This is a genomic window from Flavobacterium sp. CG_23.5 (genome assembly GCF_017875765.1).
Taxonomy (GTDB): Bacteria; Bacteroidota; Bacteroidia; order Flavobacteriales; family Flavobacteriaceae; genus Flavobacterium.
Genome location: NZ_JAGGNA010000001.1, coordinates 3639126 through 3665514, shown reverse-complemented (window position 1 = coordinate 3665514; position 26389 = coordinate 3639126). Strand labels below are relative to the sequence as shown.

Here is a 26389-nt window from a genome sequence, read left to right as displayed (position 1 = left end):
GGAATTTATCAATCATAAATTCATTAACAATAAATAAACATCTTTGATTTACAACATTCTTAAATGAAAGTTTTACTTCGTTAATTTCAACTTTTGCTTTGATTGCCTCGTCGTTTATCTCGTCATTTTTTTGCAAAATGTGCAATTAAATACCAACTGTAGCGCTCTGCTATATGTTCAGTCTCTCTATTCATAATTGGCGTTGTCGGGAAATCAAAACCATTTCTAATTTTTGCAGACGCAAAAAATAGTTAAAATAACATTTTTATAAAGCAAATTCGATTTGGGACAACAGTTAGATTCTTAGGAGATGGAATCACATTTTTAAACTTTTTGGGTAGAGAAAAGTCAAGGAATAATTTAGCGAGTATTTTGCAACAATAAACACTGTTATTCAATGCGTTACAATAATAACACACTGTGAATTATATAAAATTTTCATTCAATTTTATATAATTCTTATGATCAATTGTATTAAATTTGATATGCGTGGTAAAGTTTCAATTTATCGCTTCTCAGCCACTTTTTGCAGTTTTAAACTCTTTCTTATCATATTTAGATTAGTAACCAATTAAACTAAGACATATGGAAAATTTACAAGATGGCAAACAGCGTGATTTGTCAAAAAACAAGTCGGATAGCACTAATAAATTTCTGACGACCGATCAAGGGGTTAAAATCAATGACGATAATAATTCTTTAAAGGCAGGAGAGCGTGGGCCTTCTCTACTGGAAGATTTTATTTTAAGGGAAAAGATAACTCATTTTGACCATGAACGAATACCAGAAAGAATTGTACATGCACGCGGATCAGGAGCACATGGTTTTTTTGAAGTTACCACGCCTATACCGGAATTAACAAAGGCAGGATTTCTTCAAGAAGCAGGAATGAAAACCCCAGTTTTCGCAAGATTTTCAACTGTTGCGGGATCTCGAGGTTCTTCAGATCTTGCTAGGGATGTAAGGGGTTTTTCAGTAAAATTTTACACTCAGCAAGGTATTTATGATTTAGTCGGAAATAACATGCCTGTTTTTTTTATTCAAGATGCATCTAAATTTCCTGATCTTATACACGCCGTTAAACCAGAACCGCATAACGAAATGCCGCAGGCCGCATCTGCTCATGATACATTTTGGGATTTCATCTCCTTGATGCCTGAATCAATGCATATGATTATGTGGATTATGTCAGATCGGGCACTTCCAAGAAGTTTACGTATGATGGAAGGCTTTGGTGTTCATACATTTCGACTAATTAACGAGGCTAATGAATCTGTATTTGTAAAATTTCATTGGAAACCAAAATTAGGAACTCATGCAGTGGCATGGGATGAAGCCCAAAAGATTTCAGGTAAAAACTCCGATTTTCATCGTCAGGATTTATGGGAAGCCATTGAAATGGGAAATTTCCCAGAATGGGAATTAGGAGTGCAGATTATCCCAACATCAGATGAAAATAAGTATGAATTTGACCTTCTAGACCCGACCAAACTGGTTCCGGAGGAACTCGTACCGGTGACAATCATTGGAAGAATGGTTCTCAATAAAAATCCTGACAACTTTTTTGCTGAAACAGAGCAAATTGCATTCCATCCGGGACATGTGGTACCAGGTATAGATTTCAGTAATGACCCTTTACTACAAGGGCGTCTATTTTCTTATACCGATACCCAATTATCAAGATTGGGAAGTCCAAACTTTCATGAAATACCAATTAACAGAAGTATAGCACCAGTTCATAACAACCAGCGAGACGGTCATATGCGTCAGGAAATTAACATTGGCCGAGTAAGTTACCAACCAAATTCACTTGGAGGCGGTTGCCCCTATCAGGCTAAAATTAGCGAAGGTGGTTTTACAAGTTTTAATGAACGTATTGATGCATATAAAATCAGACAAAGAAGTGAAAGTTTCAATGACCATTTTGGACAGGCAAAATTATTCTTTAACAGCCAGACTTCAACAGAAAAAAGCCATATTGTTAAAGCATTGCGCTTTGAGCTAGGCAAAGTAGAAACCATGGCTATCAGGATCAGAATGTTAGGACTTTTATCAAAAGTAGACAAAGTACTAGCAGAAAAAGTTGCTATTGGTATTGGTTCTACAATTCCTCCAGTCCTTGAAACGCCATTAAACCATGGAGTTTCTCCTGAAAATGAAATGGGTACACAGGAATCTACAACTGTAGAACAATCTATTGCCGCTTCTGATGCGCTAACTATGCTTAAAAATCCTACCAACACATCAACAATTGCTTCGAGAAAAGTTGCTATTATATGTGACAATGGCGTTTCTGAGGTTTGTATTTTAAAAATGAAAAATGCTTTATTAAAAGAAGATGCCAATGGCTTTATAATAGCACCACATCTTGGAAGTATAACTACCGATGAGAAAGTAGCTGTAGCTGTTGATTTTAGCCTACTCACAGCTTCATCGGTACTATTTGATGCGGTTTACGTTCCGCACGGGCTAGAAATTAACGCTATTGCAGAAAATGATGATGTTAGTGAATTTCTAAATGATGCATACAAACACTGCAAGGTTATTGGTGCTGACGGTCAAGCAATAAAAGTAATAAGTGCGGTCCCTTTCGCTTCCAAAATTAAAAACAGTGATGATGGAATTATATTAACAAATGAAATAGCATCAGAAGGGTTTGTACAGCAATTTATAACAGCAATGGGTAAACACCGTTTCTGGGAACGTGAAGTAAATTTATATAAATAACATAAATCAAATTTTATGAAAAATTCAGAAAATTCAAACCACGAAAAAACTAGCAATGGTACTAACAATAAAAATCTTTTTGTTCAACCATCTAGCAAAGCTGCTTCAGAACTAAAAGACTTATTTATTGACAGCTTAAAAGATATTTTTTGGGCGGAAAATGCCCTTGTCGGCGCTTTGCCAAAGATGGGTGCTAACGCAACGGCAGCAAGTTTAGTTTCTGCAATTAAAGAACATTTGGCTGTGACTAAAAATCAGGTACTCCGTCTTGAGAAGATTTTTGACCTTCTTGGCGAAAAAGCAGAAGGAAAAAAATGCGAAGCGATGTCCGGCCTATTAAAAGAAGGCGACAGCATTTTGGAAGAAACAATGCCGGGCGCTGTTCGTGATGCTGGAATTATTGCTGCTTCGCAAAAAATTGAACATTATGAAATAGCAACATATGGCACCTTAGTAGCATTTGCCAAAACACTTGGTGAAAATGATGTTGCAAAATTACTAACACAAACCTTGGCCGAGGAAAAAGAAGCGGATTGCGTGTTAAATGATATTGCACTCAATGCCGTCAATATTGTTGCCGCAAAATAGTATAGAATTCATATCAGCGAAAAAAAAATATAAAAATGGTCCTTCATTAACAAAAATCTGCATAAACTGCAGATTTTTTTTTGCAATATCATATATGAATTACTATCGATTTAAACCAATCACAATTTAGATATTTTACAATTGGGTAGCAGCAGACATCTAAAATGCACAACCATTACCACAACCTTCACTATTTACTATAAAATCATTTTAATCAGGATCAATTGGTTTTAGGTAAATAAATATTCCTAAATTTCTCCTATAGGCTTTAAAATATAGTAGTTATCCTTTGGAAATGCTTAATGAAAAAGAACACTCTAATATGAATTTTAAAAGAAGCAACGAAAATAAGCTAATGGAAGTTATCTATTCTTATAGTATTAAAGCTTACAAAATTGAATGTATTACATTATTATGGAATACGGGGTTTTTGAAGTAGAAAGTTCCATTAATAGTAATATGATTGATATATTACGTTCTGCTATGAAAAAAGATATGGACACTTTGTAGCACTAACAATCCTATTATGTACAACCGTACAAAGGGGCATATATAGCCTAAGCTCTAATGAGAGATGTTATACTACAACAGGAAAAGGTAGAAGTTAACATTTTTATTATGCGTACCAAAAAATCGCTGTCTATTCTAAAAGCTTAAAATAATCCTATACTACTTTATAAAATTAAATTTCAGCAAGAGATCGTAAATACAAAGGATTGAAATTAAAGCAATTTTTAGCATTTCAATTGTGAATGCATTAAATCTTTCTCGTAACTGGTTAGACTTTGTATTTACAATATTGTTTTATAAAACTACATAACTTTTTAAGAGTTGTAAAGAAAACTTTTTACTTCTCCTTTTTTAATTTTACCTAGTTCTAGGCTCCTTCCTTTTGAAGAATATGTCTCTATCAAAAGACGCGCAGATAAGTAACAAACAGTTGATTCTGCCCCTTGGTTTAAATTAACATTTTCTTTTTCCAGTCCGTCGTAACAACCTCCAGTGATTGGATTATACATAATTTGATTTAAATGATTGTTTCCCAAAAACCACTCAAATGCTAGTTTCATATAGGTTTTATAAATAGAAACCTCAAATGACTTGTAAAATAGATCCAAAGCATGCATCATATAACAGGCTTCAATAGGTTGCTCACCATATTGATATGGAATCGCTCCCTTTTGATGCCAACCTTTATTACTAATAATTTTGAACTTCCCTTCAACAAACATTTTTGAAATTAAAAAGTCCATTGTTTCCAAAGCTATTCTTTTAGTGCTTTTTTTACCGGTAACTAAAAAAGATAACAATAGTGCTTCAGGTAGAATACTATTAGCATACGTTAATTTATCCTCAAACCAATTCCAATTAGTGGAACTACATGTAGAATAGTTTGATGTTAATTTTTGGGACAAATCATCAATTAACTGAGCCACCAATTGGGATGGTATAGCGCTATATAGATAGAATAACCCCTTAATTGTAAAACCAATAGCTCTTGGAGAATGTAAATTTGCAGCACATGATAAGGCCATATTCATACATAAATGTGCTTTATAAATAAGTGAATAAGGAAGCGATTTCTCGCTCAATGTTAATAAGTGACCTAAAGCCCATATGGCCCGACCGTTGGAATCCTCAAGATTTTCACTACTATTTCTGGGTTCAATATGATTGTGTTGATCCACATAATTAATGAATTTTCCATTTGGCATTTGACATCTCTCTATAAAATTCATATAGGTTTTCATATAAGCAAAATCAGATCGATCTCCAGTTAACTGAAAGTGTTTACAAATCGTAATTAATGCTCTTGCATTATCATCCAAAGTATATCCTGAATCGAAGTCTGGTTCAGAAATCCTGCAAAACTGAAGCATGCCTATATCTGTAGTCATGGCTTTTTGATGGTCCATCTTTATTTTAGGATAAGAATATTTAATATCATTCAAATCCTTGCAGATATTTTGATACGCTTTTATATGTTTTATTGCGGTGTTTTCCCAAGAAGTCTGGGTAGTATTTGCGTAAGCATTCAAAGCCATATGCTCTCTTAAACCAGAGTCGGCTAATAATTTTAAAGTGGCAACGGCAAATTGATCCACATTCTTAATATCGACTAGTATCCCAATATCCGACGTTAAACTTTCAAGTGTATGTGGAATCTTGCTGGCAACAATAGGACACGAACAACTCATTGCATAAGAAAACGTACCGCTAACCGCCTGATTTGAGTCTTTAGAGGTAAATAAATAAATATCGGTCGCCTTTAAATAATCTAAAAGTTGATTTACCTCTAAATATTCATTCACAAAACGTACGTTATTCTCCAAATTTAAATTTATAACAAGATCTTCTAATGAATTTCTATACAAATCTAAATTATCGATAATTGTATTAGGATGCGTTTTTCCAAGGATTAAATATAATACATTGGGAAATTTTTCAACAATCTTAGGAAGTGCCATTAATCCAGTTTCAATACTTTTGCCTTCTCCTAACAATCCAAAAGTAGAAAGTATTAATCGATTTTCTAGAAGTAGTTTTTTCTTTGCTTTCTGAGTATTCTCATAATTTACTAAATGGGTTCCGTGAGGTACATAATAAATATGTTTCTCATTTATTGCATAATCTTCAACAAGAATTTTTTTGGACTGATTAGTCATCACAAAAATAGCTTGTGAAAAGCTGCTCACTAATTGTACAATTGCTTTTAATTCTTTATTTGGTTTTGCAATCACGCTGTGAAAAGTATAGGCAATTGGTTTTTTAATTTCATCTAAAAAATCTAATAGGTAATCGCCGTATTGACCACCAAACAAGCCAAATTCATATTGAATATGCACTAGTTTGACAGCAGAATCTTTATTAATCTTAGCGGCTATCTCAGTGTAGGCATCCTTATCTTTTGAAGGCAAATGATAAGTAGAATTTGGATTAGCTTGTCCTTTAAATGTTATTTCACAAATTTCACAATCAATACTTTTACCATAAGCCTTGCTTATTGCATTAATTGTATCTTCAGTAAAAGTAGCAATGCCACATTGTGTAGGTGGGTAAGTTGAAAGAAATACTATTTTTGATTTAGTCGTTAAAGTTTTCATCTTATTTATTTTTTATATTTTCACTTAAAATTAAATTTATCCAGATAATGGTAAAAAACCCTTAATTAAGAATTACAATGAGCATTCTTATTAAGGGTTCCTCGTTATCATAGACACTGATAAATCATTTTACCCAATTGAATCTTAAATTTAGAGGTCGTAAGTATTAGTTTTCATCGGCCATTGCAGCATCAAAATTGATAGAACTATATGCCGCATCGCTTAAGGTTTCATCTGCTTGTTTTTCTTCTTCCAAGGTTTGAGCTAAGATATCTGCAACTTCAACTTCATATAAAGTTTTTGCAAAGGATATTAAAGTACCATAGGTAGCAATTTCATAATGTTCAACTTTCTGGGCAGCTGCTATAATTCCTGCATCTCGAACAGGACCTTCGGCAGTTTCATCCATTATAGATTTTCCTTCTTCGATTAATCCCTCCATAGCAACACACTTTTTGGCGACAACCTTTTCTCCAAGAATATTAAAAATTTCTTCCAACCTTTTTATCTGTTGTTCAGTTTCGGTTAAATGTGCTTCTAAACATTCCATTAATTTTTTGGAAGTAGCGCTTTCTACCATTTTTCGTATCGCCTTGGTCAAAGCTTTTTCGGCCCAATAAATGTCTTTTAGAGAGTCAATAAAGAGTTCTCGTAAAGAAGTAGCAACACTTGATTTTGACTTTGTGGTGTTTGCGCTTTGTTTTTTTTCAGTTTTTGTTTTTGTTTTACTCATGACTTTAGAATTAACTTGTGGGTGACAAAATTTAGAGAAATTATAACTATTATTTACAAAACCTTTACTACTAATTTAACATTTACTCGATTGTAAATCAAAGTATTACAAAACAATAATACTAATATATAAAAAAAACAGAACCGATATTCAATTTTTGATGAAAGTAGTGTTAAATGAATTTAGTAAGTCGATTTTCATAAGATTTTTCAAACGAGATGGATTTGAAAGTTCATCAATAAATTTTAACAAGGTTCGAAATATAAAGTTTGAACTATGTTTTAAGAATTAAATAGGAAAAACCGGCTTAATTTTATAATTAAATTCATGCTACGATAATTTAATAATAGTTTGATACTCATATATAATTTTAGATAATATATATGATATTCAGAATAAATTAAAATACCAGATGATTGTGGACAGAGTTATTTCCAATCGAAAAGAGCGCAATGAGGTAAAAAATTGACATAGTAAATAGGCATTGAAGAACTTGAAGGAGATCTATTTACGTTCCCCCTAAAAAATTATAAATCTTGTAAAAGAAAAAAAAATTGCCCGATTGGTTCGCTGCTTGGCAACTGATTTCCGGCAAGGGAGAACTAATCGAAATGAATATTTAAATTTCAATATTCTGATGTAACAAAAAACACCTGCTTTAAAGCAGGTAGTTATACTTTATTTTAATATTATTATTTTGTAATTTTGATATAGTCGTGAAGTTAAAATTTGAATATTATAAGTGCCCCCTTTTTAAAACAATTTGTTGTAAAAACAAATAAAAATTTGAAAAATCAACAAGATAGTGTTAGATTAAGTAAATCTGTTTGATTTATCATTTCAATAATATAATCTCCTTAATTAACCAATTCGTTTGAGCAACTAAACGTTTAAAAAATTTTAGGGTAAAGAGTAACTATATGTATTTTAAAAAGTCCGCTAACAGAATTATTTAAAACTTGAAAGAGCGAGCACTAACCTATAATAACGACGTTTACGTAATCCATAATAAAGGAAATTTATTTCACTATAATTTAAATACAAAATTATGCGAGTTACTGTTATTAGAAAAAACATAAAATTTGTTCCTGATTGTCGTAGAGTTGTTGCTCGGTATTTTATGAATGGTATTGAACCTACTCAAAAAATGCTAAGTCATATAATGATATTGAATGAAAAACAAGTGACGGACTCCTTAGAGCACACACTTCAGGAGTTTGCCAGACGACATCGGAATATTTCACATACATTTTTTAAAAATTGCGAAAAAATTAAAGCCTTAATAGAAGGGATGAAAATCAATTATGACAGCCTATCAAATGAACGAAAGATGCTTATCGGTTCCTATTGCACAATGGAATATGCAATAGAATCTGCTGCCTTTTTTAATCCTTCCATTGTTGAAGATTTTGATCAATCAAATCTCCAAAACGGAGAGAAGCGCATCATCATATCTTTTCGTGCAACAGGGGAAGGTCATATCTCGTCGATCGTCTTTAGAAGAGGAATACTAGATAAAAATAATGACCTCCACATACTGAAAATTGGAAGTAATATTGACAAAGCAGATATTACACACAAAAGATTATTTAACAAAAAACGATTTATCTCTAAGTTGGCAGAAATGCATACTTCAGATAAATATTGCGCCCAAATTATGCTAGAACTACCTGATCAATTTGAGTATTCAGTGTTAAAAAATTTGATAAATAAAGCCTTAAACAACCAAACGATTCGCCAAGAAAGGAGAACCGCACTTGAGGAAATACTTTGGTTGGCAGATTCATTTTATGATTTACAATTCAAACACGATTCTGATATCACAGAACGTGTTATATTTCCCATTTCAGATGCTGAAAGTCGCGGTATTGAAGATGCTCGTTTTGTGCGCTTTATGGATGATGATAAATCGGAAAAAATAATCGCAACATATACCGCCTATAATGGACATACAATTCTTCCAAAACTGATTGTTACTGAAGACTTTTATTCGTTCCGTGTCCTGCCGTTACACGGAGCCGGAGCTCAAAATAAAAATTTGGCAATATTCCCGAGAAAAATCAATGGAAAATATGCCATGCTATCCAGAATTGATGGTATAAATAATTACCTTATGTATTCTGATCGGCCAACGCAATGGAATAATCCAGTTATGATTCAGCAGCCCCGCTATCCGTGGGAATTTATACAACTTGGAAACTGCGGTTCGCCACTATGGACTGAAGAAGGCTGGTTGGTCATTACTCATGGGGTTGGCGCCATGAGACGCTATTGCATAGGCGCTTCGCTATTTGATCTTGATGATCCTTCGAAGGAAATAGGAAGGCTAAAAGAGCCATTGCTCTCGCCACTTGAGGATGAACGGGAAGGATATGTACCCAATGTCGTGTACTCCTGCGGTTCGATTATTCACAATAACAGCTTAATTTTGCCATATGCTGTATCAGACTATGCTTCAACTTATGCTGTAGTCGATTTGGTAGAATTAATCACGGCGTTGAAGAGAAGTCAATTATGAATCTGGGTGTTAATTTCTGCTTTGCTTGTAACGTCGGAAAGAAAACAAACTAAATTCGCATCAGTAAATCTTCTAAATCGCTTTTTGCAACTAATCAGTTTATGGTAGTATGCGTAAAGTTGATTAAATTTTTATAACCATATCCAATAGCAAATCCGCTTACTAGTCAATAAACGAAAGAATTCTAAATTACTAAGTTGTTGAAGTGAAGCAATAAAAATAGTGTGTTCAGCAGTAGGTAAGGCAAACTAATTAAATTAAAACTATACTATTTTCACAAAGCCTAATACCACAATAAAAAGGAATAAAATGTAAAAAATAAAATTAGCAATTATTCCAATCTTCAGTTCCAAATTATGAAATTACAAAAATATTTTAACATAACTAGTTTGTGCATTTAATTGCTTTAAATCAATTAAATGTCCTGTCTTTAATTATCATAAATCGCCCAAAGAGTATATTAGAAAGCGGCCTAAGAAATTCTAGAAAGTACCAAAACCGAAATTCATCAATAGCCGATTTCGTTTTGAAATCATTGGCTGAAACTAGGTAATAGCCATTTCCAGAACGGTACAACTCGCCACACGCGTTTATACTATCGCCTTTTGTTCCTGCAGCTTTCAATTCTTCGAAACAACTCCCCCATTAATTTCTTTTCAATGGTAGTAAGTATTTTTTGCTAAAATAGGGGAAAAATAATTGCTTTCTCCAAGTGTAAGCATTTTTCACTAACTTTTGAATCCAACCATTAATCATTAATAACAAAACTAGTTTAAATATCTTTTTTAAAAAAAATATACCATATGGTATATTTTAATTATATTTGTATTAAATTAATACCATTTGATAATGTCAAAAGCAGAACGTACAAAACAATTCATAATCGAAAAAACAGCTCCAATATTCAATGCCAAAGGATATATGGGTACTTCTATGAATGACATAATGCATGCTACTGGTTTAACCAAAGGCAGTATTTATGGTAATTTCGAAAACAAAGATGAAGTAGCTTTAGCTGCTTTTGATCATAATTTTGGCGCAATTGTATCTTATATTAGACTAAAAATTGAAGCTAGACCAAAAATGATTGATAAACTTTTGGTTTATACTGAAACATACAGAAATTTTCTAAAGTTATCATTTCTGAAGGCAGGATGCCCAATATTAAATACATCTTCTGAAGCTGACGACACGCATCCAATGTTAAGAAAAAAAGCGGTAAATGCCCTTAAGTTATGGCAAACATCTTTAGAACAATATATTGAAATTGGAATTAAAACAAATGAGATTAAAGCCACCACAAATGCGGCTGAATTTTCAGCAATCTTAATGTCGCTTATCGAAGGTGCTGTTATGCAAGCTAAAGTTACTGGTGATTCAACAGTGCTAAATTTCACTATGGATTTTTTAGAAAAAATGATTAAAGAGTTAAAAGCCTAAAAAAATTTAAAAAATAATATACCGATTGGTATATTATATAATAAACTAAAAATTAAATTAATGACGAACGAAGTATATATCATAGCTGCTAAACGTGCTCCAATTGGCGGATTTTTAGAAAATCTTGAGAAATATTCATCAAAACAATTAGAAGCTTTAGCAATCAAAGAAGCTTATCAATCTGTTACTATAGATCCAAATACAATTTGTGCGGTTTATAAGGGTAATAATGCAGAAATGTATGCGAAAAAATATGGATTATCTCGCAAGCAACAAGATGAATATGCTCTTTCATCTTATTCAAAAACAAAAAAAGCAACTAAAGAAGGTAAATTTAAAAATGAAATTGTACCTATAAAAATAACTCGCAAAATGGGAGAAACCATCATCAATGATGATGAAGATATTAATAAAGTCATTCCTGAAAAGGTTTCTAAACTCAATCCTTATTTCGATAAAAATGGAAGTATAACTGCTGCTAATGCCAGCAATTTAAATGATGCCGAAGCAGCAATTTTATTAGCTTCTAAAGAAGCGGCTGAAAAATATAACTTAAAACCTTTAGCAAAAATTATTTCGTATGCTGATGCAACACAAGCACCAGAATGTTTTACTACAGCTCCATTAATTGCAATCAAAAAAGCATTAAAACAGGCAAAGCTTACAATTAACGGCGTTGATTTTATTGAAATAACCGAAGCCTATGCTACTGTCATTTTAGCCAGTCCAAAAACCCTTGATTTTGATATTAATAAGGTAAATATATATGGTGGTGAATTTATAGGGCATTATTTGGGAGCTTCTGGTCTACGTATTATTTGCACACTTGGTTCAGTCCTGCAACAAGACGGTGGCAAATATGGAATAGCGGCTATCTGTAACGGCGGTGGCGGTGCATCAACAATTGTAATCGAAAAAATCTAATCTTAAAATTATCTACATATGAAATTCTCTCTAAGTGATTCTATAGAAATTCTTGAACGAACACCTAAGGCGCTTCATTCGCTTTTACGCAATCTTAATGATAATTGGACTTTAAAAAATGAAGGCAGCGATACTTGGTCACCTTACGATGTAATTGGTCATTTAATTCATTGCGATGAATCTAACTGGATTCCTCGTATTGAAGTTGCCCTTTCTGATTTTGTGGTACGAAATTTCGAACCGCTCGATAGATTCGCCCAACTCGAAAAAAGCAAAGGCAAAACACTTAACCAATTATTGAATGATTTCGTTCAAATTCGCGCTACGAGCATAGCAGCTTTACATTCTTTAAAAATAACAAACGAACAATTATCTAAAACAGCTACCCATCCAGAATTAGGTTCAGTTACCTTGTCACAATTAATTTCTGCATGGGTGGTGCATGATCTAAACCATACCTCTCAAATCGTTCGTGTTATTGCTAAACAGTATCAAGCTGAAGTTGGTCCTTGGATTCAATACATGCGAGTTCTTAAATAAATTTAATCACATAAAACGTAAAACTATGAAAACAGATTATTTAGAAAGTACAAAAAAGCAGTTTGAGTATTACAAAATGTTAGGCGATAAAACTATAGCTCAATTGCCGGACGAAAAATTGTTTTGGCAATACAATAAAGAAAGTAATAGTATAGCCATTATTGTAAAACACCTTAATGGTAATATGTTATCTCGTTGGACAGATTTTTTGACTTCGGATGGAGAAAAAAAATGGAGGAAACGTGATTCAGAATTTGACAATGACATTAAATCTAAAGAAGAATTAATGCAGAAATGGAATGAAGGCTGGAATTGTCTTTTCAATACTCTAAATTCTCTACAAGAAGATGATTTTTCAAAAACAATCTACATCAGAAATCAAGGTCATTCTATTACGGAAGCCATTAATCGACAACTGGCTCACTATCCATATCATATTGGACAAATTGTGTATATCGGTAAAATGATTTGCAATAAAAATTGGATTTCACTTTCTATTCCAAAGGGAAATTCAATCGCCTACAATGTTGAAAAATTTTCTAAACCACAACACAACGAACATTTTACTGAAGAATTCCTTAAAAAACCAAACAATGTTGAATAAATCCGAAATAATAAACAATCTCAACACAGCACATTCAGTGTTTTGGGAAACCGCAATTCAGCTGCCAAATCCAACAATTTCAATTAACCATAAATGGTCTGTGTCTCAAAATGTGGAACACATCACTATTGCATTGTTACGACTAAGTAACTATTTGGCACTACCAAAATCAAGCATCCAATCCAATTTCGGGTTTTCTGAAAGAGCATCTATAAACTATGAAAAAAGTATTATGATGTATAAAAATGCTTTAGAAGATGGAGTAAAAGCGACGGGTGCATTTATTCCAAAAATACATCTGGAAACAAATATTGAGGAATTGGTTAGCCAAGGGAAAAATGCACTTGCAGTCTTAATTTTAAATTTGAAATATTGGTCAGAAGAAGAATTGGAAATGTACAATTGTCCCCATCCAATTTTAGGCAAAATTACTGTTAGGGAAATACTTTATTTCACTAATTATCATGTGCAACATCACAATCAAACAATCAAAAATAAACCGATGAAACAAGTAAATAAAACAAGAATAGCAATAGCTGGTATCGGAGGTATTGGTGGGTTTATTGGTGGTAAACTAGCACATTATTATTCGAATATTGAAAATATAGATATTGTATTTATTACCAGAGGTGAAAATTACGAGGTAATCAACAAAAAAGGATTACGGTTGCTCTCTAATGATTTTTTATATAAATGTGTACCAACTTTAACTTCTAACAATCCTGTAGAAATAGGGACAATCGATATATTTATTATTTGTACAAAAAACTTCTCTGTAACCGATGTACTCCAAGAATATGCAAACTGTTTAACACCAAATACAACAATAATTACAACCCAAAATACAGTAAATGGTAAAGAATCTATAACTCCATATTTACCAAAAGGGGCAACTCTTATGGAAGGTAGTATCTATATAGCTTCAAATAGTATCAAGCCGGGAAAGATAGAACACGTTAGTGGTCCAGCAAAATTTATTTTTGGAACTGATGGAGAAAATAGTAAGGGAGAAAATATCGCAATGATCTTTAACAATGCCGGTATAGATGCTACTTACACCACTAATGTAAAAACTGTAATATGGAAGAAATTTATGTTTGTTTCTCCGGCGGCTATTGTTACAGCACTTTTTCAAATAACGTTTTCTGAAATACTTGAAAACACTAAATCAGAATATCTCTTTATTAATCTTATCTCTGAATTAATGCAATTGGCTAGAGCCAAAAATATTACTATTGATGATAATACAATTCTAAACAACATAACATTATTGGGCAATTTTAACGGACATGTAAAATCATCTTTTCAATTAGATTTGGAAAAAAGCAAACCTACAGAAATCAATTCGTTAGTGAAATATATTATTGACGAGGCCAAATTATTTCAAATATCAACTCCCCATTTTGACAGCGCAATAAATCAATTAAAAAAAGAATATAAAGTACTGGCGCAGTGATTTTTAAACATAAAAAAAGAAAACGATGAAAAATTTAATAAAATCCAGTTTAATAATGTTCCTATCTATTGTAGTATATACCAATGCTCAAACTACAAAAACTGTTTCTGGTTTCAATCACGTTGAAAGTATTGCAACCGATGGTAAATTTCTTTATGCCGCTGATATAGGGAAAGAATTAAATCCTGCTGCAAAAGATGGCGATGGAAAAATACTAAAACTTGACAAAAAAGGGCAAATACTGGACGCTACTTTCATAAAAGAAAAATTAGACGCTCCAAAAGGACTAGCTATAAATAAAGGTATTTTATTTGTAAATGATATCGATAGACTTCTGGCAATCGACCTTAAAACAGGAATTAAATTATATGAAATCGACTTTAGTAAAGATACTTCTTTCCTAAATGACATTGCAGTTTGGGACAACAATACCTTATATGTTTCCGCAACCGATAAAAACAAATTATACAAAGTCAATTTAGTAGATAAATCCTATTCTGAAATTAAAACGGATGTAACCATTTCGGGTATCAATGGATTGTTTTGCTACCAAAAAGCAAGTCGTATTTATGTAAATGGTTTTGGAAGTGACAATAAAGCAAATGGCGTTATTGGATACATCAATTTAAAAGACAATACATTCACTCAAATAACTACTTTGAAAGGATACTATGATGGAATATTTATCAGCAAAGATGTATTGTATGTCAGTAACTGGATTGCATTTGCACAAAAAGGAATTATTCAAGGAATTGGAATTTACAATTCTAACAGAGTTACTAAAATCTCAACATTAGAACCAATTTCAGGTCCAGCCGATTTCATCATAGTAGATGATCAATTAATTGTTCCGGCAATGATGAGCGGAGAAATACATTTTATTAAACTAGATAGTGATTTATACTTAAAATTATAACAAATGTCAGTAGCAAAAAAAGAATACAAGCGTATTACCATCAAAACACTTTCTGATATGAAAGTAAATAGTGAAAAAATATCTATGCTAACCGCATACGATTATACGATGGCAAAAATAGTAGATACTGCCGGTATTGATGTTATTTTAGTTGGTGATTCCGCAAGTAATGTGATGGCGGGACACGAAACAACCTTACCTATTACCCTAGATCAAATGATTTACCACGCTTCGTGCGTTGTAAGAGCGTGTACAAGAGCATTAATCGTCGTCGATTTGCCTTTTGGTTCCTATCAATCGGATTCAAAATTGGCTTTACATTCTGCGATTAGAATTATGAAAGAAAGCGGTGCCCATGCAGTAAAAATGGAAGGCGGTCGCGAAGTGAAAAAATCGATTAAACGAATTATAAATGCAGGGATTCCAGTAATGGGACATTTGGGATTAACACCGCAATCCATTTATAAATTTGGGACTTATACCGTTCGAGCCAAGGAAGAAACCGAAGCAAATAAATTACTTGAAGATGCTAAAATATTGGAAGAAGCAGGATGTTTTGCCATAGTTTTAGAAAAAGTGCCTGCAAGTTTAGCAACAAAAGTGGCACAAAGTATTTCTATTCCGGTAATCGGAATTGGAGCTGGCAGCGGCGTAGATGGGCAAGTATTAGTTTTGCATGATATGCTAGGAATGACTCACGAATTTAGTCCACGTTTCCTGCGCCGATATATGAACCTTTACGAAGATATGATTACGGCTATTGGTCAGTTTGCAAACGATGTAAAAGCAGCTGATTTTCCTAATGCTAACGAGCAATATTGATTTTCAAATATATAAATCCAATTTTAAGAAATTAACTTTTTACAATAATAAAATTTATACAAATGAATAAAAATCCCAACTCAGTATATACAGTTCGTTTCAATGACTGTGATTTATTCGGACATTTAAATAATGCCAGATATATTGACTATTTTTTAAATGCTAGAGAAGATCATTTAAAAGAGTATCATAACCTGAACTTATCCGAATACTACAAGAAAGATATAGCTTGGTTAGTCGGAGGACATGAAATAGCTTATTTACGTCCCGCACTTTATAATGAAGTTATAACAATACAATCCACTTTATTGATTGCTGATAATGAGTTTCTTCTCGTTGAAACACAAATGATGAACGAAAAACAAAATCATCTAAAAGCAATTATGAGAACAAGGCTTGTACCTATAAACACTAGAACGAGTAGAAAAGAACAACATCGACCTGAATTTATGGAATGGGCAAAAACTATTGAAAATTCTGAATTGTATAAACAAGGAAACCTGGAACAAAGAATTAAGCAAATAACCGCTGAATTTAAAATAAAAGAGACAATAAATGAGTAACAGCAAATTATTTAGTAACACTAAAAATTAGAATTATGATAGGGGATTTTAACTGGGGCAACAAAACAGCTGGTAACTTAGATGGTTTCGCTAAAATATATTTTTCATTCCAAGCCTTCACAGAAAAACAAAAAAATAATAAGTCTAACCCAAAATTATTTTTATCAAATGAAAATGATTTTAAAATGCCCGATTCGGCAATTATAAAACATACAATAGAATTTTTGAAAGATACTCATCAGCAATTTTTAATCAATCATTGTTTTAGAACTTATATTTTCGGAAATATTTACAGTAAAAAAGAAAACATTGTTTTTGACAAAGAACTATTGGCTATTGCATCTTTACTACACGACATAGGGCTTACCTCCGGTTATCAAAACAAACATGCAAATTGTAATTGCTTTGCAATTGAAAGCGCGATTGAAACGGGTTTGTTTCTCGAAAGTTTAGAACAAATGGAAAAAGATAAAATAGAAACAATCCAAAATGCTATAGCATTACATTTAAACATTAAAGTTTCAAAAAATCTACCCGAAGCTTACCTGTTAAACAAAGGGGCTGCAATTGATGTTATCGGACAATATTACGAAAATTTCCCTGCAGAAACGATGAGCAAGATTATATTAAAACTTCCACGGCTTGAATTCAAAAATAAAATGCACATTTTAATGAAACAACAGTGTACAATAAGACCTCAATCAAGAATGTCTTTTTTATATCAACATGGTTTTCATAAATTAATAAAACATTCTGCTTTTGATGAATAAGAGGATTATTATCAAAGATTAATTGCCAGTCAAATACTTTTCTAATTAATCTTTCTTTTAATATCAATTTGGAGCCTGTTAAATTTTAGCAAAGAAATAAAAAACTAAAAGATGATTAAAATATCTGTATTAGAATATCTAAAAAAAATGATGACGGGTACATTAAAAAATCATGTAACAAGCATGAAGTATCCGACAGCAATATCAAAAACATTAAAAATGAATATCATTGAGATTGACCATGGTAAAGCCACCGTTGAAATTGCAGCCGATCATGAAATACATGGTAATCAACAAGGCACTGTTCACGGAGGTCTATTGTGTGAATTAGCAGATGCCGCTATTGGTACGGCACATTCTACGATAATAGGAGAAAATGAATCTTTTACAAGCCTGGAATTTAAAATCAATTTTTTCCGTCCCGTATGGAAAGATTCATTAAAAGCAATTGCCAAGCCAGTTCAATCCGGTAAAACAATAACGGTTTACAATTGCGAAATTAAAAGTACTGATGGAAAAACAATTGCTCTTGCAACAAGTACAGTTATGACTTTAAGAGGTGACAAAGCTATTGGTAGATAATTTCTTTATAAAAATTCAATACAATCAAAAATGATAAATATCATATTAACCGGGAGCATAAAGGCATTACTCGACGAATACAAAAAAGCAATAGATGAACTTATAAGTAACATAAAACCACTTAATGAAAGTCAACTTTGTATAATTGTTGATAATTATACTGAAGATACAGACTGTAAATCAATTCAAACCGTTTTAACACACATAGTTTGTTCAGGTTATGGATATACGATCTATATGGAAAATGCTATTGGTTTAAACAAAACCAGACCTGGAAAACTAAGTTTTAATACCGTAAATCAATATATTAACCAACTGAACTTAATGTTTAAATATTGTGAAAATTTCTTTCATAGCAACCCAAACTTGTTAATTGAACAAACTGATATTTCAAAAAAAATTATTGTCAATTGGGGGCAACAATATGATATCGAACAACTATTAGAACATGCGATAGTACATATTTTGCGCCATAGACGGCAAATAGAGAATTTTATTAAGAAGCAAGACGAACAAAACATTGAATCGAAATAATACATATCAATAATAATGTTATTATGATCAATTTATTTTTATGAATGATGAAGCAAAAATATATTCTAGAAATCTTCTATGACATCATTCATGAAATAAAAAACTCAGCTGCGCAAAGTGTACATCCCAAATTTCTATTCAAACCTCAACTTCATTGTGAACGCTGCGCAAATTTCTCCGACATTACACCCATTCCAATATACCGTTTATATTTTCTTTGTTCACTGCTTATCTTTGTGGGCTCATAGTTGGAGATATTTGCAGTAAAAGTGGTAAACAAAAACACTTCGGCGACAGGCAAGTTTAGGGTGATTTAAAGAAGCAAAATATCAAACATAACGTTGTAATAGAATATTTTTTTTTGTAATTTGTAGTACACTTATCTCAGTCTAGGAATTTTTTCAAAAAAGAACATTTTAAAATCGTACAATATGTTATCAAAAACAATTGAAACACTAAAATACTTACTATTGGAATATCGTTTTTATTTTTTAAGTATTGCGTTGTTATTTGCTCTCTTGATTTATAATTACAGTGCCGCTTTGGCTTTGAAAAAAGAACATACTCGAATAAATAAAGAGCTTCATCTGATACAAGTTACTTATGGAAAAAGACAAAAGACACATAATGAATTAACACATCAGAGGCGCACAGAACTAGAACGTTTGGTAAAAGAGCTCTCTGTAGAGAAATAGATCCATTATGAAAATAATACTAAGTGCAAAAAAAGTTTAGTCCTGTTTCTCTTTTTCAGATCGGGCAATAGTGTGTTTTTTTTGTAACGAAACAGTTAAAATATTCTGTTAATGAACCGCGTTGCAAACGCTACGTTTTATATCCTAATGTAAGTAGGCACTCGCCAGAGGCAAGAACCAGATTGTAGTTTCAAACGAGGACGAGAAGGATTTTTACTCTTTGAGCTATAAAAGTGTATGTGTAATATTAACATCTTTTACTCTATACTTATTAACTTCAAAGCATTCTACTTTTTTTTCTTCGAAAAGCACTATGTTTTTACCTCCTAAATGTAAAGAACTATTAAAGATTATACCATCAGCATTTGTAATATATCTGATAAATTCACAAATAAACTGAGTTGGTATATATTCAAATACAGAGTCGTATCTTCTAAGTGGCTTTGATAAATCAGAACTAATATATTTTTTGAGTAACATGCTTTTGGTATATTCTAAAATATTCCCCATATTGATAAAAGCAATAGATTCTTCTGTAAAATCAACTAAAACAACTTTTTCTTTAATTTTAAAACTACCAATACTCACTTCATCAAAATAAGTCGCTCTAGTTTCATAAAAAGTAGTATCAGCAGTTAATCTTAAATATAGATAAGGCATCCCTTCCGGATTGGCTCTTCCTCCTGATACATATACTTTATCGGGGCAACCCATTTGATTCACATTATATACTAATTCACTATCATTTTTATGAATCCTAGCCCTATAAAACACTACATCATATGAAAGTATACTCTGCTTATTAAAAAAACCGTCCCATCCTAATTCAAAATATCATCAACAAAGATTTCAAAACAGATAGATTATCATTAGTACGAGATATCTTCCTTTTTAGCTGCTTTACCGGCTTGGCATACATTGATGTCAAAAACTTAACAAAATCCCATATAAGCATGGGTATTGACGGAGAGAAATGGATATTCACCCACCGTCAGAAAACAGAAACGGCTTCGAAGATTCCAATTCTTCCAATTACCCAAATGATTATTGACAAATACGAGGACCATACCGAAAGCAATAGTCAAAATAGATTACTGCCTATTTTGAGTAATCAAAAAATGAACGCCTATTTAAAAGAAATCGCAGGTGTTTGTGAAATCGAAAAAGAACTCACCTTCCACATTGCCCGCCATACTTTTGAAACCACAATAACGCTCACAAACGGAGTTCCTATTGAAAGCGTAAGCAAAATGCTTGGACATAAAACTTGCGAACCACCCAACATTATGCTAAGGTGTTAGACAAGAAAGTTAGTGAGGATATGAAGATTTTGAGAGATAAATTTCTAGCCATGAATGAGTCTAAAAAAATAGCACATAATTAATATTGGTTTTATTCTTAATAAATTGCATTTTAATATAAGTCGGTAAAAACATAAATAGCTATAAAAATAATATCTAATTTTGCTAAAATTAAATTTAAATCCTCTTGAAAAACATCCTCATCATAGACGACGAAGAAAAACTTCGTGGTCTTCTAGCCAGAATTGTAAAATCTGAAGGTTTTCTTGTTTTTGAAGCACCCGATTTAAAATCAGGTTTTAAGAAACTCGAAACTAATGATATTGATGTTGTTTTATGTGATGTAAAGCTTCCAGATGGCAATGGTGTAAATTTTCTCGAAAAAATTAAAACTGCTTTCCCTTTGACTGAAGTAATTTTATTAACTGCTTTCGGCAAAATTTCAGATGGTGTTCAAGCCATGAAAAACGGCGCTTTTGATTATATTGTAAAAGGCGACGATAATGACAAAATCATTCCGCTTTTATACAAAGCATTGGAAAAAGTTCAATTGCAGAAGAAAGTCAAACAACTCGAAAAACGAATTTCAGACAAATATTCTTTTGATTCCATTATCGGAAAATCCAAAGGTTTGGAACAAGTAATTGTATTGGCAAAAAAAGTAGCGAAAACTGATTCGACTGTACTTTTAACCGGGGAAACAGGAACTGGAAAAGAAGTTTTTGCGCAAGCCATTCATGAAAACAGTAATCGCATAGGAAAATCATTTGTGGCGCTTAATTGCAGTACTTTTAGCAAAGAAATCCTAGAAAGCGAATTGTTCGGCCACAAACAAGGCGCCTTTACTGGAGCCATAAAAGACAAAAAAGGGTTTATAGAAGAAGCTAATGGTGGTACCTTATTTTTAGATGAAATCAGTGAAATGCCAATCGATTTACAAGCCAAATTGCTTCGAGTTCTTGAAACCAATGAATATATTCCTGTTGGAGATTCTACTCCCAAAAAATCAAATTTTCGCTTGATAGCTGCCACAAATAGAAATTTAAAAACGGAAAGTGACGAACATCGTTTCCGACAAGACTTATACTTTCGACTAAATATTTTCGAAATTGCCATACCACCTTTAAGAGAAAGAGTAAAAGATATAGAACCATTGACTTCTTATTTTGTAGGTCAGTTTTCAGAAAAAATTAATCGAAAAACGTTAATAGTCGATATTGAATTTCTGCATAAATTAGAAACCTATCATTGGCCTGGAAATGTTAGGGAACTAAAAAATGTAATTGAACGTTCCGTAATATTATGTAACGGTGATATTTTAACTTCAGAGCTGCTACCTTACGAAATGCAACATCAAGTGGATAAAAATCCTAAAATAATGTCTGCTTTTTCGATGCAAAGTATTGAAAAATTACATATACAAAAAGTGTTGAATTACGCCAAAGGCAACAAAGCCGAAACCGCACGATTATTAGAAATTGGTGTTGCTACTTTGTATAGAAAGTTAGATGAATATAACATTCTAGTTTAGAATTTTTCTTCTTTTTTGTACTAGTTAAAAGATTGTTTAAATTCTAAAGGAGTCATTGAAGTTTTCTTTTTAAACAATTTACTAAACGATTGAGATTGTTCAAATCCTAATTGATAAGCAATTTCACTAACCGAAAGATTTGTTGTCGTTAAAGTTTCCTTTGCCTTTTCTATTAGTTTATTATGAATGTGCTGTTGGGTTGTTTGCCCCGTAAGTTTTCGCAACATATCACTTAAATAATTTGAAGAAACGGTTAGATTTTCTGAAAGATATTGCACCGTTGGAAGTCCTAATTCTATACATTTATTACTATTGAAATAGTCTGTAAGTAAATCGTTAATCTTTACTAGTAAGTCACTACTTGCTGCTTTACGAGTTATAAATTACCTATTGTAAAAGCGATTGCTATAATTCAGCAGTAATTCAAGATGCGAAATCATAACATCTTGGCTGTAATGATCAATAGACGATTGATATTCTAGCTGAATATTTTTCATTATACTTTCCATCATTTTTTCTTCTTCGTCCGACAAATGCAAAGCTTCGTTCACAGCATAAGAAAAGAAACCATAATTTTTAATTATTTTTTCTAACGGATAATTTCTAATAAAATCAGTATGAAAAACTAACCACCAACCTGTTGCTAATTCATTATCAGTGTTATCTGTAGATACGATTTGTCCTGGTGACATTAAAGCCAAAACGCCTTCGTCAAAATCATAATAATGCTGCCCATATTTAAACTTACTTTTCATATTTCGCTTCATTGAAATAGTATAAAATCAAGGATCAAACTTGTTGAAGCATCAAATATCGGAGTAGAAGCATCCTCTAATTTAATAAGACTGATTAGAGGATGTTTTGGCTTCGGCAAACCCATTAAACGATACAATTCAGAAATTGAATTTACATTAATAGGTTTAGTGTGTATGCTTTTCATTTTACCTTTATATGTTTTTTAGCATTTGAGCTACAAATAATTCAATGGATTGAATTTTCCAGCCTCCTGATGTTCGGGTATATTTAACGTCTTCACTTTCAAAAAAAATATTAGCTTCAATGCCTTTAACAGCAACCCATAAAAGCCATTTGCCCGTAGCAGTATCGCCATCAACATCAATAATTGGATTGGTAAAACTGTGTTGAGCAATGGTAAAAGTAGAACTTTTTCCAAGCATCTCAGAAATTTGTTTGTTGCCTTTAGCATGCATCCCAAAAGGTATACATTCGAAAGTTGCATCTTCCGTAAAAAAGTGTGCAACATCTTGGGGCTCTTTTCCATTCCAACCCCAGTCAACAAAATGTCCGTAAGTTGCTTGTAATTTTTAATTGCTTCAACATCTTCAAGAAGCTGAATTCTTTGTTCTAATGATTTTTCCATTTTTATATTTTCTTTCAAATTATTTAACAAAGGTCGTTTTGTCAGATGTATAAAATGTGTCTAAATCTCGGATTGTTGTATCCAAAATAAATGCTAGTTCATTTTGTAAATTTACTAATTTGAATTTTGATAAAATTGACTTTCACAACTTATAGCAATTATCGTAATAATAGGATTCAAATAGTACTATAATGAGAAAACCTTATCAAAATGATAGGTTTTTTTTATGCCATTTTTTGACATACGTGACCATAAGTCTTCAACAGCAATGTTTTACAGTAAATCTATTTTTTTGGAACATCTTTTGGCATAGGCAATGCAAATGAAAATTAAATCAACCTATGAAAAACCAAGTGAATACGATTTACAGAAAAGCGGAACGTTTTGCTGAAATCACTAAAAATGCTATTATTTCAGGAAATATAAGTCGTGCCAAAAAGTGTTTGGCTTTGGCTGAACAACTACTTATAACTGGAAGCATTGAAACTCAAAATGCAATTTCTAATGTATATGTATTTTCTGTTTCCTCTTTTATGAAGTTGCGCAATTGTACTATTTCCAATTTAGTTCCACTGTCTCTGAAAGTAGAATACATCAAGAAAATTAATGCTTCCAGCGTTTAATCTTAAATTTTATACCTATGATAAGTATTATTCTTTTATCCGCATTAGCCTTTTTGCTGTTTGCGATTTGTTTTAAATCTGTTGAATTTTTTGAAAAAATCTAAATTATGATAGCACTATTTATTGTCGCTCTAGCCGTATTTGGCTATTTGGTTTATGTATTAATAAAACCAGAAAAATTTTAAAAATGAAAAAGGCAAAAAATGAAAAAATGACCCTTATTATTTTAGCATGGCTTATTGCTATTGCATTGGTTTACGTTGCGTTTTTGAAAATCCATTTAGTCCTTAACACCAAATAATTAATTTATGAACACAGAAATACTTGGGGTAATAATCGTCTTTCTCCTCACCATCATTTTAGCAATTCCAGTCGGAAAATATATTGCTAAAGTTTTTACTGGAGACCGTACTTTTTTAGACCCTATTTTTAATCCAATTGAGAAACTAATTTTCAAAATTAGCGGTATCAATGCTACGGAAAAAATGAACTGGAAACAACATTTGAAAGCACTTTTGACTGTCAATATGGTTTGGTTCTTTCTTTGCTTTATCGTTTTGCTATCACAAGGAGCATTACCATTAAATCCAGATAATAATCCATCAATGACTCCCGATTTAGCTTTTAACACCGCTATTTCGTTTGTAGTCAATTGTAATTTGCAACATTATTCCGGAGAAACTGGGCTATCTTACTTATCACAAATGTTCTTAATGTTCTTGCAATTTGTTTCGGCAGGTGTGGGAATGGCAGCAGCAGCAATGGTTTTTAATGCCATGCGTGAAAGAACGACCAATCAATTGGGGAATTTCTACAATTATTTCATCAAAAGTTGCACCCGGATTTTATTACCACTTTCCGCAATTGTAGCTGTGATTTTGGTATTCAGCGGAACTCCGATGACCTTTAAAGGAAAAGACAAAATCACCACTTTGCAAGGCGATACTGTTGAAGTTTCCAGAGGACCAGCCGCTGCTTTTATTGGAATTAAGCATATTGGAACTAACGGCGGAGGTTTTTTTGGAGCCAACTCAGCACATCCATTAGAAAACCCAACGTATTTTACCGATGCAGTCGAATTGTGGGCGCAATTAATCATTCCGTTTGCCATGATTTTTGCTCTAGGTTTTTATTTAAAGAAAAAGAAATTGTCTTATGTTATTTTTGGGGTTATGACTCTCGGTTTCTTGCTCTTGGTTATTCCAACAATCAGCAGTGAATTAAATGGAAATCCTGCCATTGCAAAAATGGGAGTTAGTCAAATATCCGGTGCTATGGAAGGGAAAGAAGTTCGTTTTGGCCCAGCCATTTCAGGATTTTGGAGTATTGCAACTACTGTAATTTCTACGGGTTCTGTCAACAGTATGCATGACAGCTCAATGCCAATGTCTGGTGCAATGCAATTGCTTGCCATGATGGTCAATGCATTTTATGGTGGCTGTGGCGTTGGATTTTTAAATTTCTATATTTTCATTATTCTTGCCGTATTCATATCAGGTTTAATGGTAGGTCGAACACCTGAATTTTTAGGAAAAAAAATAGAAGCGCGTGAAGTTAAAATTGCCGCTTTCATTGCTATTCTGCACCCATTTTTGATTTTGGCAGGAACCGCTTTGGCTTCTTATTTTGCTGCAAATAATACCGCAATGGGTTATTGGTTTAGCGGTAATGCAACGGGTTGGCTGAACAATCCTGGCCATCACGGATTTTCTGAAATGCTATACGAATTCACATCGAGTGCTGCCAATAATGGTTCTGGTTTTGAAGGCTTGGGCGACAATAATCCGTTTTGGAATATCACAACCGGAATTGTCTTATTACTGGGAAGATTCATCCCGATTATTGGTCCATTAGCCATAGCAGGATTATTAGCCAACAAAAAATACATTCCTGAAAGCGCCGGAACTTTAAAAACTGACACTACAATTTTTGGTATAATGGTTTTTGCTGTAATCGCCATTATTGCTGCTCTATCGTTCTTCCCTGCATTGGCTTTAGGACCATTGGCAGAATACTTTTCATTAAAATAATAAATCA

Annotated in this window: 25 protein-coding genes and 2 pseudogenes; 20 read left to right on the top strand and 7 right to left on the bottom strand. The window is 32.5% G+C overall.

The annotated features are described in order from the left end of the window. Window positions 1-585 precede the first annotated feature (585 nt). Together H4V97_RS15750 and H4V97_RS15745 are read left to right on the top strand one after the other, a co-directional pair. Complete coding sequence (locus H4V97_RS15750) at window positions 586-2727, top strand: catalase (protein WP_209550242.1); 2142 nt, start codon at window positions 586-588, stop codon at window positions 2725-2727. 15 nt (window positions 2728-2742) lie between these two features. Next, on the top strand, window positions 2743-3315 hold the full coding sequence (locus H4V97_RS15745) for a ferritin-like domain-containing protein (RefSeq protein ID WP_209550241.1): 573 nt from the start codon (window positions 2743-2745) through the stop codon (window positions 3313-3315). Window positions 3316-4139: 824 nt separating this feature from the next. Here the strand turns inward: H4V97_RS15745 and H4V97_RS15740 are convergent. After that, window positions 4140-6419 carry a glycosyltransferase gene (locus H4V97_RS15740; RefSeq protein ID WP_209550240.1) on the bottom strand — a complete coding sequence of 760 codons (2280 nt, stop codon included), beginning with the start codon at window positions 6417-6419 and terminating at the stop codon, window positions 4140-4142. Window positions 6420-6585: 166 nt separating this feature from the next. Then, window positions 6586-7152, bottom strand: coding sequence for a ferritin-like domain-containing protein (locus H4V97_RS15735; RefSeq protein ID WP_209550239.1), 567 nt, complete (start codon window positions 7150-7152; stop codon window positions 6586-6588). A gap of 1048 nt (window positions 7153-8200) precedes the next feature. Between H4V97_RS15735 and H4V97_RS15730 the strand changes: the two genes are divergently transcribed. The 13 genes from H4V97_RS15730 (at window position 8201) to H4V97_RS15670 (ending at window position 19516) form a co-directional block, all read left to right on the top strand. Further along, a complete protein-coding gene (locus H4V97_RS15730) occupies window positions 8201-9670 on the top strand; it encodes a glycoside hydrolase family 130 protein (protein WP_209550238.1) in 1470 nt (489 codons plus the stop codon). A gap of 849 nt (window positions 9671-10519) precedes the next feature. Beyond that, complete coding sequence (locus H4V97_RS15725; RefSeq protein WP_209550237.1) at window positions 10520-11110, top strand: TetR/AcrR family transcriptional regulator; 591 nt, start codon at window positions 10520-10522, stop codon at window positions 11108-11110. 60 nt (window positions 11111-11170) lie between these two features. Continuing rightward, window positions 11171-12034: a thiolase family protein gene (locus H4V97_RS15720; RefSeq protein WP_209550236.1), complete on the top strand. Its 864-nt coding sequence runs from the start codon at window positions 11171-11173 to the stop codon at window positions 12032-12034. Window positions 12035-12052: 18 nt separating this feature from the next. Continuing rightward, window positions 12053-12574: a DinB family protein gene (locus H4V97_RS15715; RefSeq protein ID WP_209550235.1), complete on the top strand. Its 522-nt coding sequence runs from the start codon at window positions 12053-12055 to the stop codon at window positions 12572-12574. 25 nt (window positions 12575-12599) lie between these two features. Beyond that, window positions 12600-13178 carry a DUF1572 domain-containing protein gene (locus tag H4V97_RS15710; protein ID WP_209550234.1) on the top strand — a complete coding sequence of 193 codons (579 nt, stop codon included), beginning with the start codon at window positions 12600-12602 and terminating at the stop codon, window positions 13176-13178. Further along, a complete protein-coding gene (locus tag H4V97_RS15705; RefSeq protein ID WP_209550233.1) occupies window positions 13168-14634 on the top strand; it encodes a 2-dehydropantoate 2-reductase in 1467 nt (488 codons plus the stop codon). Before H4V97_RS15710 ends, H4V97_RS15705 begins: the two co-directional genes overlap by 11 nt. A 25-nt stretch (window positions 14635-14659) precedes the next feature. Beyond that, a complete protein-coding gene (locus tag H4V97_RS15700; RefSeq protein ID WP_209550232.1) occupies window positions 14660-15550 on the top strand; it encodes a hypothetical protein in 891 nt (296 codons plus the stop codon). Window positions 15551-15553: 3 nt separating this feature from the next. Beyond that, the gene (panB, locus tag H4V97_RS15695) at window positions 15554-16372 is read left to right on the top strand and encodes a 3-methyl-2-oxobutanoate hydroxymethyltransferase (protein WP_209550231.1); all 819 of its coding nucleotides are present in this window, start codon (window positions 15554-15556) and stop codon (window positions 16370-16372) included. A gap of 62 nt (window positions 16373-16434) precedes the next feature. Continuing rightward, window positions 16435-16935 (top strand): acyl-CoA thioesterase, encoded by a 501-nt coding sequence (locus tag H4V97_RS15690; RefSeq protein WP_209550230.1) that lies wholly within the window; start codon window positions 16435-16437, stop codon window positions 16933-16935. A 35-nt stretch (window positions 16936-16970) separates the two neighbouring features. Further along, window positions 16971-17705 (top strand): HD domain-containing protein, encoded by a 735-nt coding sequence (locus H4V97_RS15685; RefSeq protein ID WP_209550229.1) that lies wholly within the window; start codon window positions 16971-16973, stop codon window positions 17703-17705. 111 nt (window positions 17706-17816) lie between these two features. Beyond that, a complete protein-coding gene (locus H4V97_RS15680; protein ID WP_209550228.1) occupies window positions 17817-18287 on the top strand; it encodes a PaaI family thioesterase in 471 nt (156 codons plus the stop codon). A gap of 30 nt (window positions 18288-18317) precedes the next feature. Beyond that, window positions 18318-18821: a DinB family protein gene (locus tag H4V97_RS15675; RefSeq protein WP_209550227.1), complete on the top strand. Its 504-nt coding sequence runs from the start codon at window positions 18318-18320 to the stop codon at window positions 18819-18821. Window positions 18822-19252: 431 nt separating this feature from the next. Next, on the top strand, window positions 19253-19516 hold the full coding sequence (locus H4V97_RS15670) for a hypothetical protein (protein ID WP_209550226.1): 264 nt from the start codon (window positions 19253-19255) through the stop codon (window positions 19514-19516). Between the two features lie 225 nt (window positions 19517-19741). Here the strand turns inward: H4V97_RS15670 and H4V97_RS15665 are convergent, their stop codons facing one another. Beyond that, window positions 19742-20230: an RES family NAD+ phosphorylase gene (locus H4V97_RS15665; protein WP_209550225.1), complete on the bottom strand. Its 489-nt coding sequence runs from the start codon at window positions 20228-20230 to the stop codon at window positions 19742-19744. Between the two features lie 110 nt (window positions 20231-20340). Between H4V97_RS15665 and H4V97_RS15660 the strand changes: the two are divergent. Further along, window positions 20341-20900 (top strand): annotated as a pseudogene (locus H4V97_RS15660) (site-specific integrase); the annotation flags it as partial. Window positions 20901-21004: 104 nt separating this feature from the next. Continuing rightward, complete coding sequence (locus tag H4V97_RS15655; RefSeq protein ID WP_209550224.1) at window positions 21005-22348, top strand: sigma-54-dependent transcriptional regulator; 1344 nt, start codon at window positions 21005-21007, stop codon at window positions 22346-22348. 20 nt (window positions 22349-22368) lie between these two features. Here H4V97_RS15655 and H4V97_RS16005 read toward each other — a convergent pair whose 3' ends face one another. The 4 genes and pseudogenes from H4V97_RS16005 to H4V97_RS15645 all read right to left on the bottom strand — a co-directional run. Beyond that, window positions 22369-22575 (bottom strand): helix-turn-helix transcriptional regulator, encoded by a 207-nt coding sequence (locus tag H4V97_RS16005; RefSeq protein WP_317196504.1) that lies wholly within the window; start codon window positions 22573-22575, stop codon window positions 22369-22371. A gap of 156 nt (window positions 22576-22731) precedes the next feature. Continuing rightward, window positions 22732-23103: a hypothetical protein gene (locus tag H4V97_RS16000; protein ID WP_317196503.1), complete on the bottom strand. Its 372-nt coding sequence runs from the start codon at window positions 23101-23103 to the stop codon at window positions 22732-22734. An 8-nt stretch (window positions 23104-23111) separates the two neighbouring features. After that, window positions 23112-23288 (bottom strand): hypothetical protein, encoded by a 177-nt coding sequence (locus tag H4V97_RS15995; protein ID WP_317196502.1) that lies wholly within the window; start codon window positions 23286-23288, stop codon window positions 23112-23114. Window positions 23289-23295: 7 nt separating this feature from the next. Beyond that, window positions 23296-23658: pseudogene (locus tag H4V97_RS15645) on the bottom strand (nuclear transport factor 2 family protein); the annotation flags it as partial. Window positions 23659-24070: 412 nt separating this feature from the next. Here H4V97_RS15645 and H4V97_RS15640 point away from each other — a divergent pair. From H4V97_RS15640 to kdpA, 3 genes are all read left to right on the top strand, one after another. After that, window positions 24071-24352, top strand: coding sequence for a hypothetical protein (locus H4V97_RS15640; RefSeq protein WP_209550223.1), 282 nt, complete (start codon window positions 24071-24073; stop codon window positions 24350-24352). A 107-nt stretch (window positions 24353-24459) separates the two neighbouring features. Next, the gene (gene kdpF / locus H4V97_RS15635) at window positions 24460-24537 is read left to right on the top strand and encodes a K(+)-transporting ATPase subunit F (protein ID WP_091314114.1); all 78 of its coding nucleotides are present in this window, start codon (window positions 24460-24462) and stop codon (window positions 24535-24537) included. 123 nt (window positions 24538-24660) lie between these two features. Continuing rightward, window positions 24661-26382 (top strand): potassium-transporting ATPase subunit KdpA, encoded by a 1722-nt coding sequence (gene kdpA / locus H4V97_RS15630; protein WP_209550222.1) that lies wholly within the window; start codon window positions 24661-24663, stop codon window positions 26380-26382. Window positions 26383-26389: the final 7 nt, after the last annotated feature.

What these genes read in the sequence shown, in the direction of transcription:
- H4V97_RS15750 (WP_209550242.1), top strand. Translation starts at nt 586, where the DNA reads ATGGAAAATTTACAAGATGGCAAACAGCGTGATTTGTCAAAAAACAAG.
- H4V97_RS15745 (WP_209550241.1), top strand. Translation starts at nt 2,743, where the DNA reads ATGAAAAATTCAGAAAATTCAAACCACGAAAAAACTAGCAATGGTACT.
- H4V97_RS15740 (WP_209550240.1), bottom strand. Translation starts at nt 6,419, where the DNA reads ATGAAAACTTTAACGACTAAATCAAAAATAGTATTTCTTTCAACTTAC.
- H4V97_RS15735 (WP_209550239.1), bottom strand. Translation starts at nt 7,152, where the DNA reads ATGAGTAAAACAAAAACAAAAACTGAAAAAAAACAAAGCGCAAACACC.
- H4V97_RS15730 (WP_209550238.1), top strand. Translation starts at nt 8,201, where the DNA reads ATGCGAGTTACTGTTATTAGAAAAAACATAAAATTTGTTCCTGATTGT.
- H4V97_RS15725 (WP_209550237.1), top strand. Translation starts at nt 10,520, where the DNA reads ATGTCAAAAGCAGAACGTACAAAACAATTCATAATCGAAAAAACAGCT.
- H4V97_RS15720 (WP_209550236.1), top strand. Translation starts at nt 11,171, where the DNA reads ATGACGAACGAAGTATATATCATAGCTGCTAAACGTGCTCCAATTGGC.
- H4V97_RS15715 (WP_209550235.1), top strand. Translation starts at nt 12,053, where the DNA reads ATGAAATTCTCTCTAAGTGATTCTATAGAAATTCTTGAACGAACACCT.
- H4V97_RS15710 (WP_209550234.1), top strand. Translation starts at nt 12,600, where the DNA reads ATGAAAACAGATTATTTAGAAAGTACAAAAAAGCAGTTTGAGTATTAC.
- H4V97_RS15705 (WP_209550233.1), top strand. Translation starts at nt 13,168, where the DNA reads ATGTTGAATAAATCCGAAATAATAAACAATCTCAACACAGCACATTCA.
- H4V97_RS15700 (WP_209550232.1), top strand. Translation starts at nt 14,660, where the DNA reads ATGAAAAATTTAATAAAATCCAGTTTAATAATGTTCCTATCTATTGTA.
- panB (WP_209550231.1), top strand. Translation starts at nt 15,554, where the DNA reads ATGTCAGTAGCAAAAAAAGAATACAAGCGTATTACCATCAAAACACTT.
- H4V97_RS15690 (WP_209550230.1), top strand. Translation starts at nt 16,435, where the DNA reads ATGAATAAAAATCCCAACTCAGTATATACAGTTCGTTTCAATGACTGT.
- H4V97_RS15685 (WP_209550229.1), top strand. Translation starts at nt 16,971, where the DNA reads ATGATAGGGGATTTTAACTGGGGCAACAAAACAGCTGGTAACTTAGAT.
- H4V97_RS15680 (WP_209550228.1), top strand. Translation starts at nt 17,817, where the DNA reads ATGATTAAAATATCTGTATTAGAATATCTAAAAAAAATGATGACGGGT.
- H4V97_RS15675 (WP_209550227.1), top strand. Translation starts at nt 18,318, where the DNA reads ATGATAAATATCATATTAACCGGGAGCATAAAGGCATTACTCGACGAA.
- H4V97_RS15670 (WP_209550226.1), top strand. Translation starts at nt 19,253, where the DNA reads ATGTTATCAAAAACAATTGAAACACTAAAATACTTACTATTGGAATAT.
- H4V97_RS15665 (WP_209550225.1), bottom strand. Translation starts at nt 20,230, where the DNA reads ATGGGTTGCCCCGATAAAGTATATGTATCAGGAGGAAGAGCCAATCCG.
- H4V97_RS16005 (WP_317196504.1), bottom strand. Translation starts at nt 22,575, where the DNA reads ATGTTGCGAAAACTTACGGGGCAAACAACCCAACAGCACATTCATAAT.
- H4V97_RS16000 (WP_317196503.1), bottom strand. Translation starts at nt 23,103, where the DNA reads ATGAAAAGTAAGTTTAAATATGGGCAGCATTATTATGATTTTGACGAA.
- H4V97_RS15995 (WP_317196502.1), bottom strand. Translation starts at nt 23,288, where the DNA reads ATGAAAAGCATACACACTAAACCTATTAATGTAAATTCAATTTCTGAA.
- H4V97_RS15640 (WP_209550223.1), top strand. Translation starts at nt 24,071, where the DNA reads ATGAAAAACCAAGTGAATACGATTTACAGAAAAGCGGAACGTTTTGCT.
- kdpF (WP_091314114.1), top strand. Translation starts at nt 24,460, where the DNA reads ATGATAGCACTATTTATTGTCGCTCTAGCCGTATTTGGCTATTTGGTT.
- kdpA (WP_209550222.1), top strand. Translation starts at nt 24,661, where the DNA reads ATGAACACAGAAATACTTGGGGTAATAATCGTCTTTCTCCTCACCATC.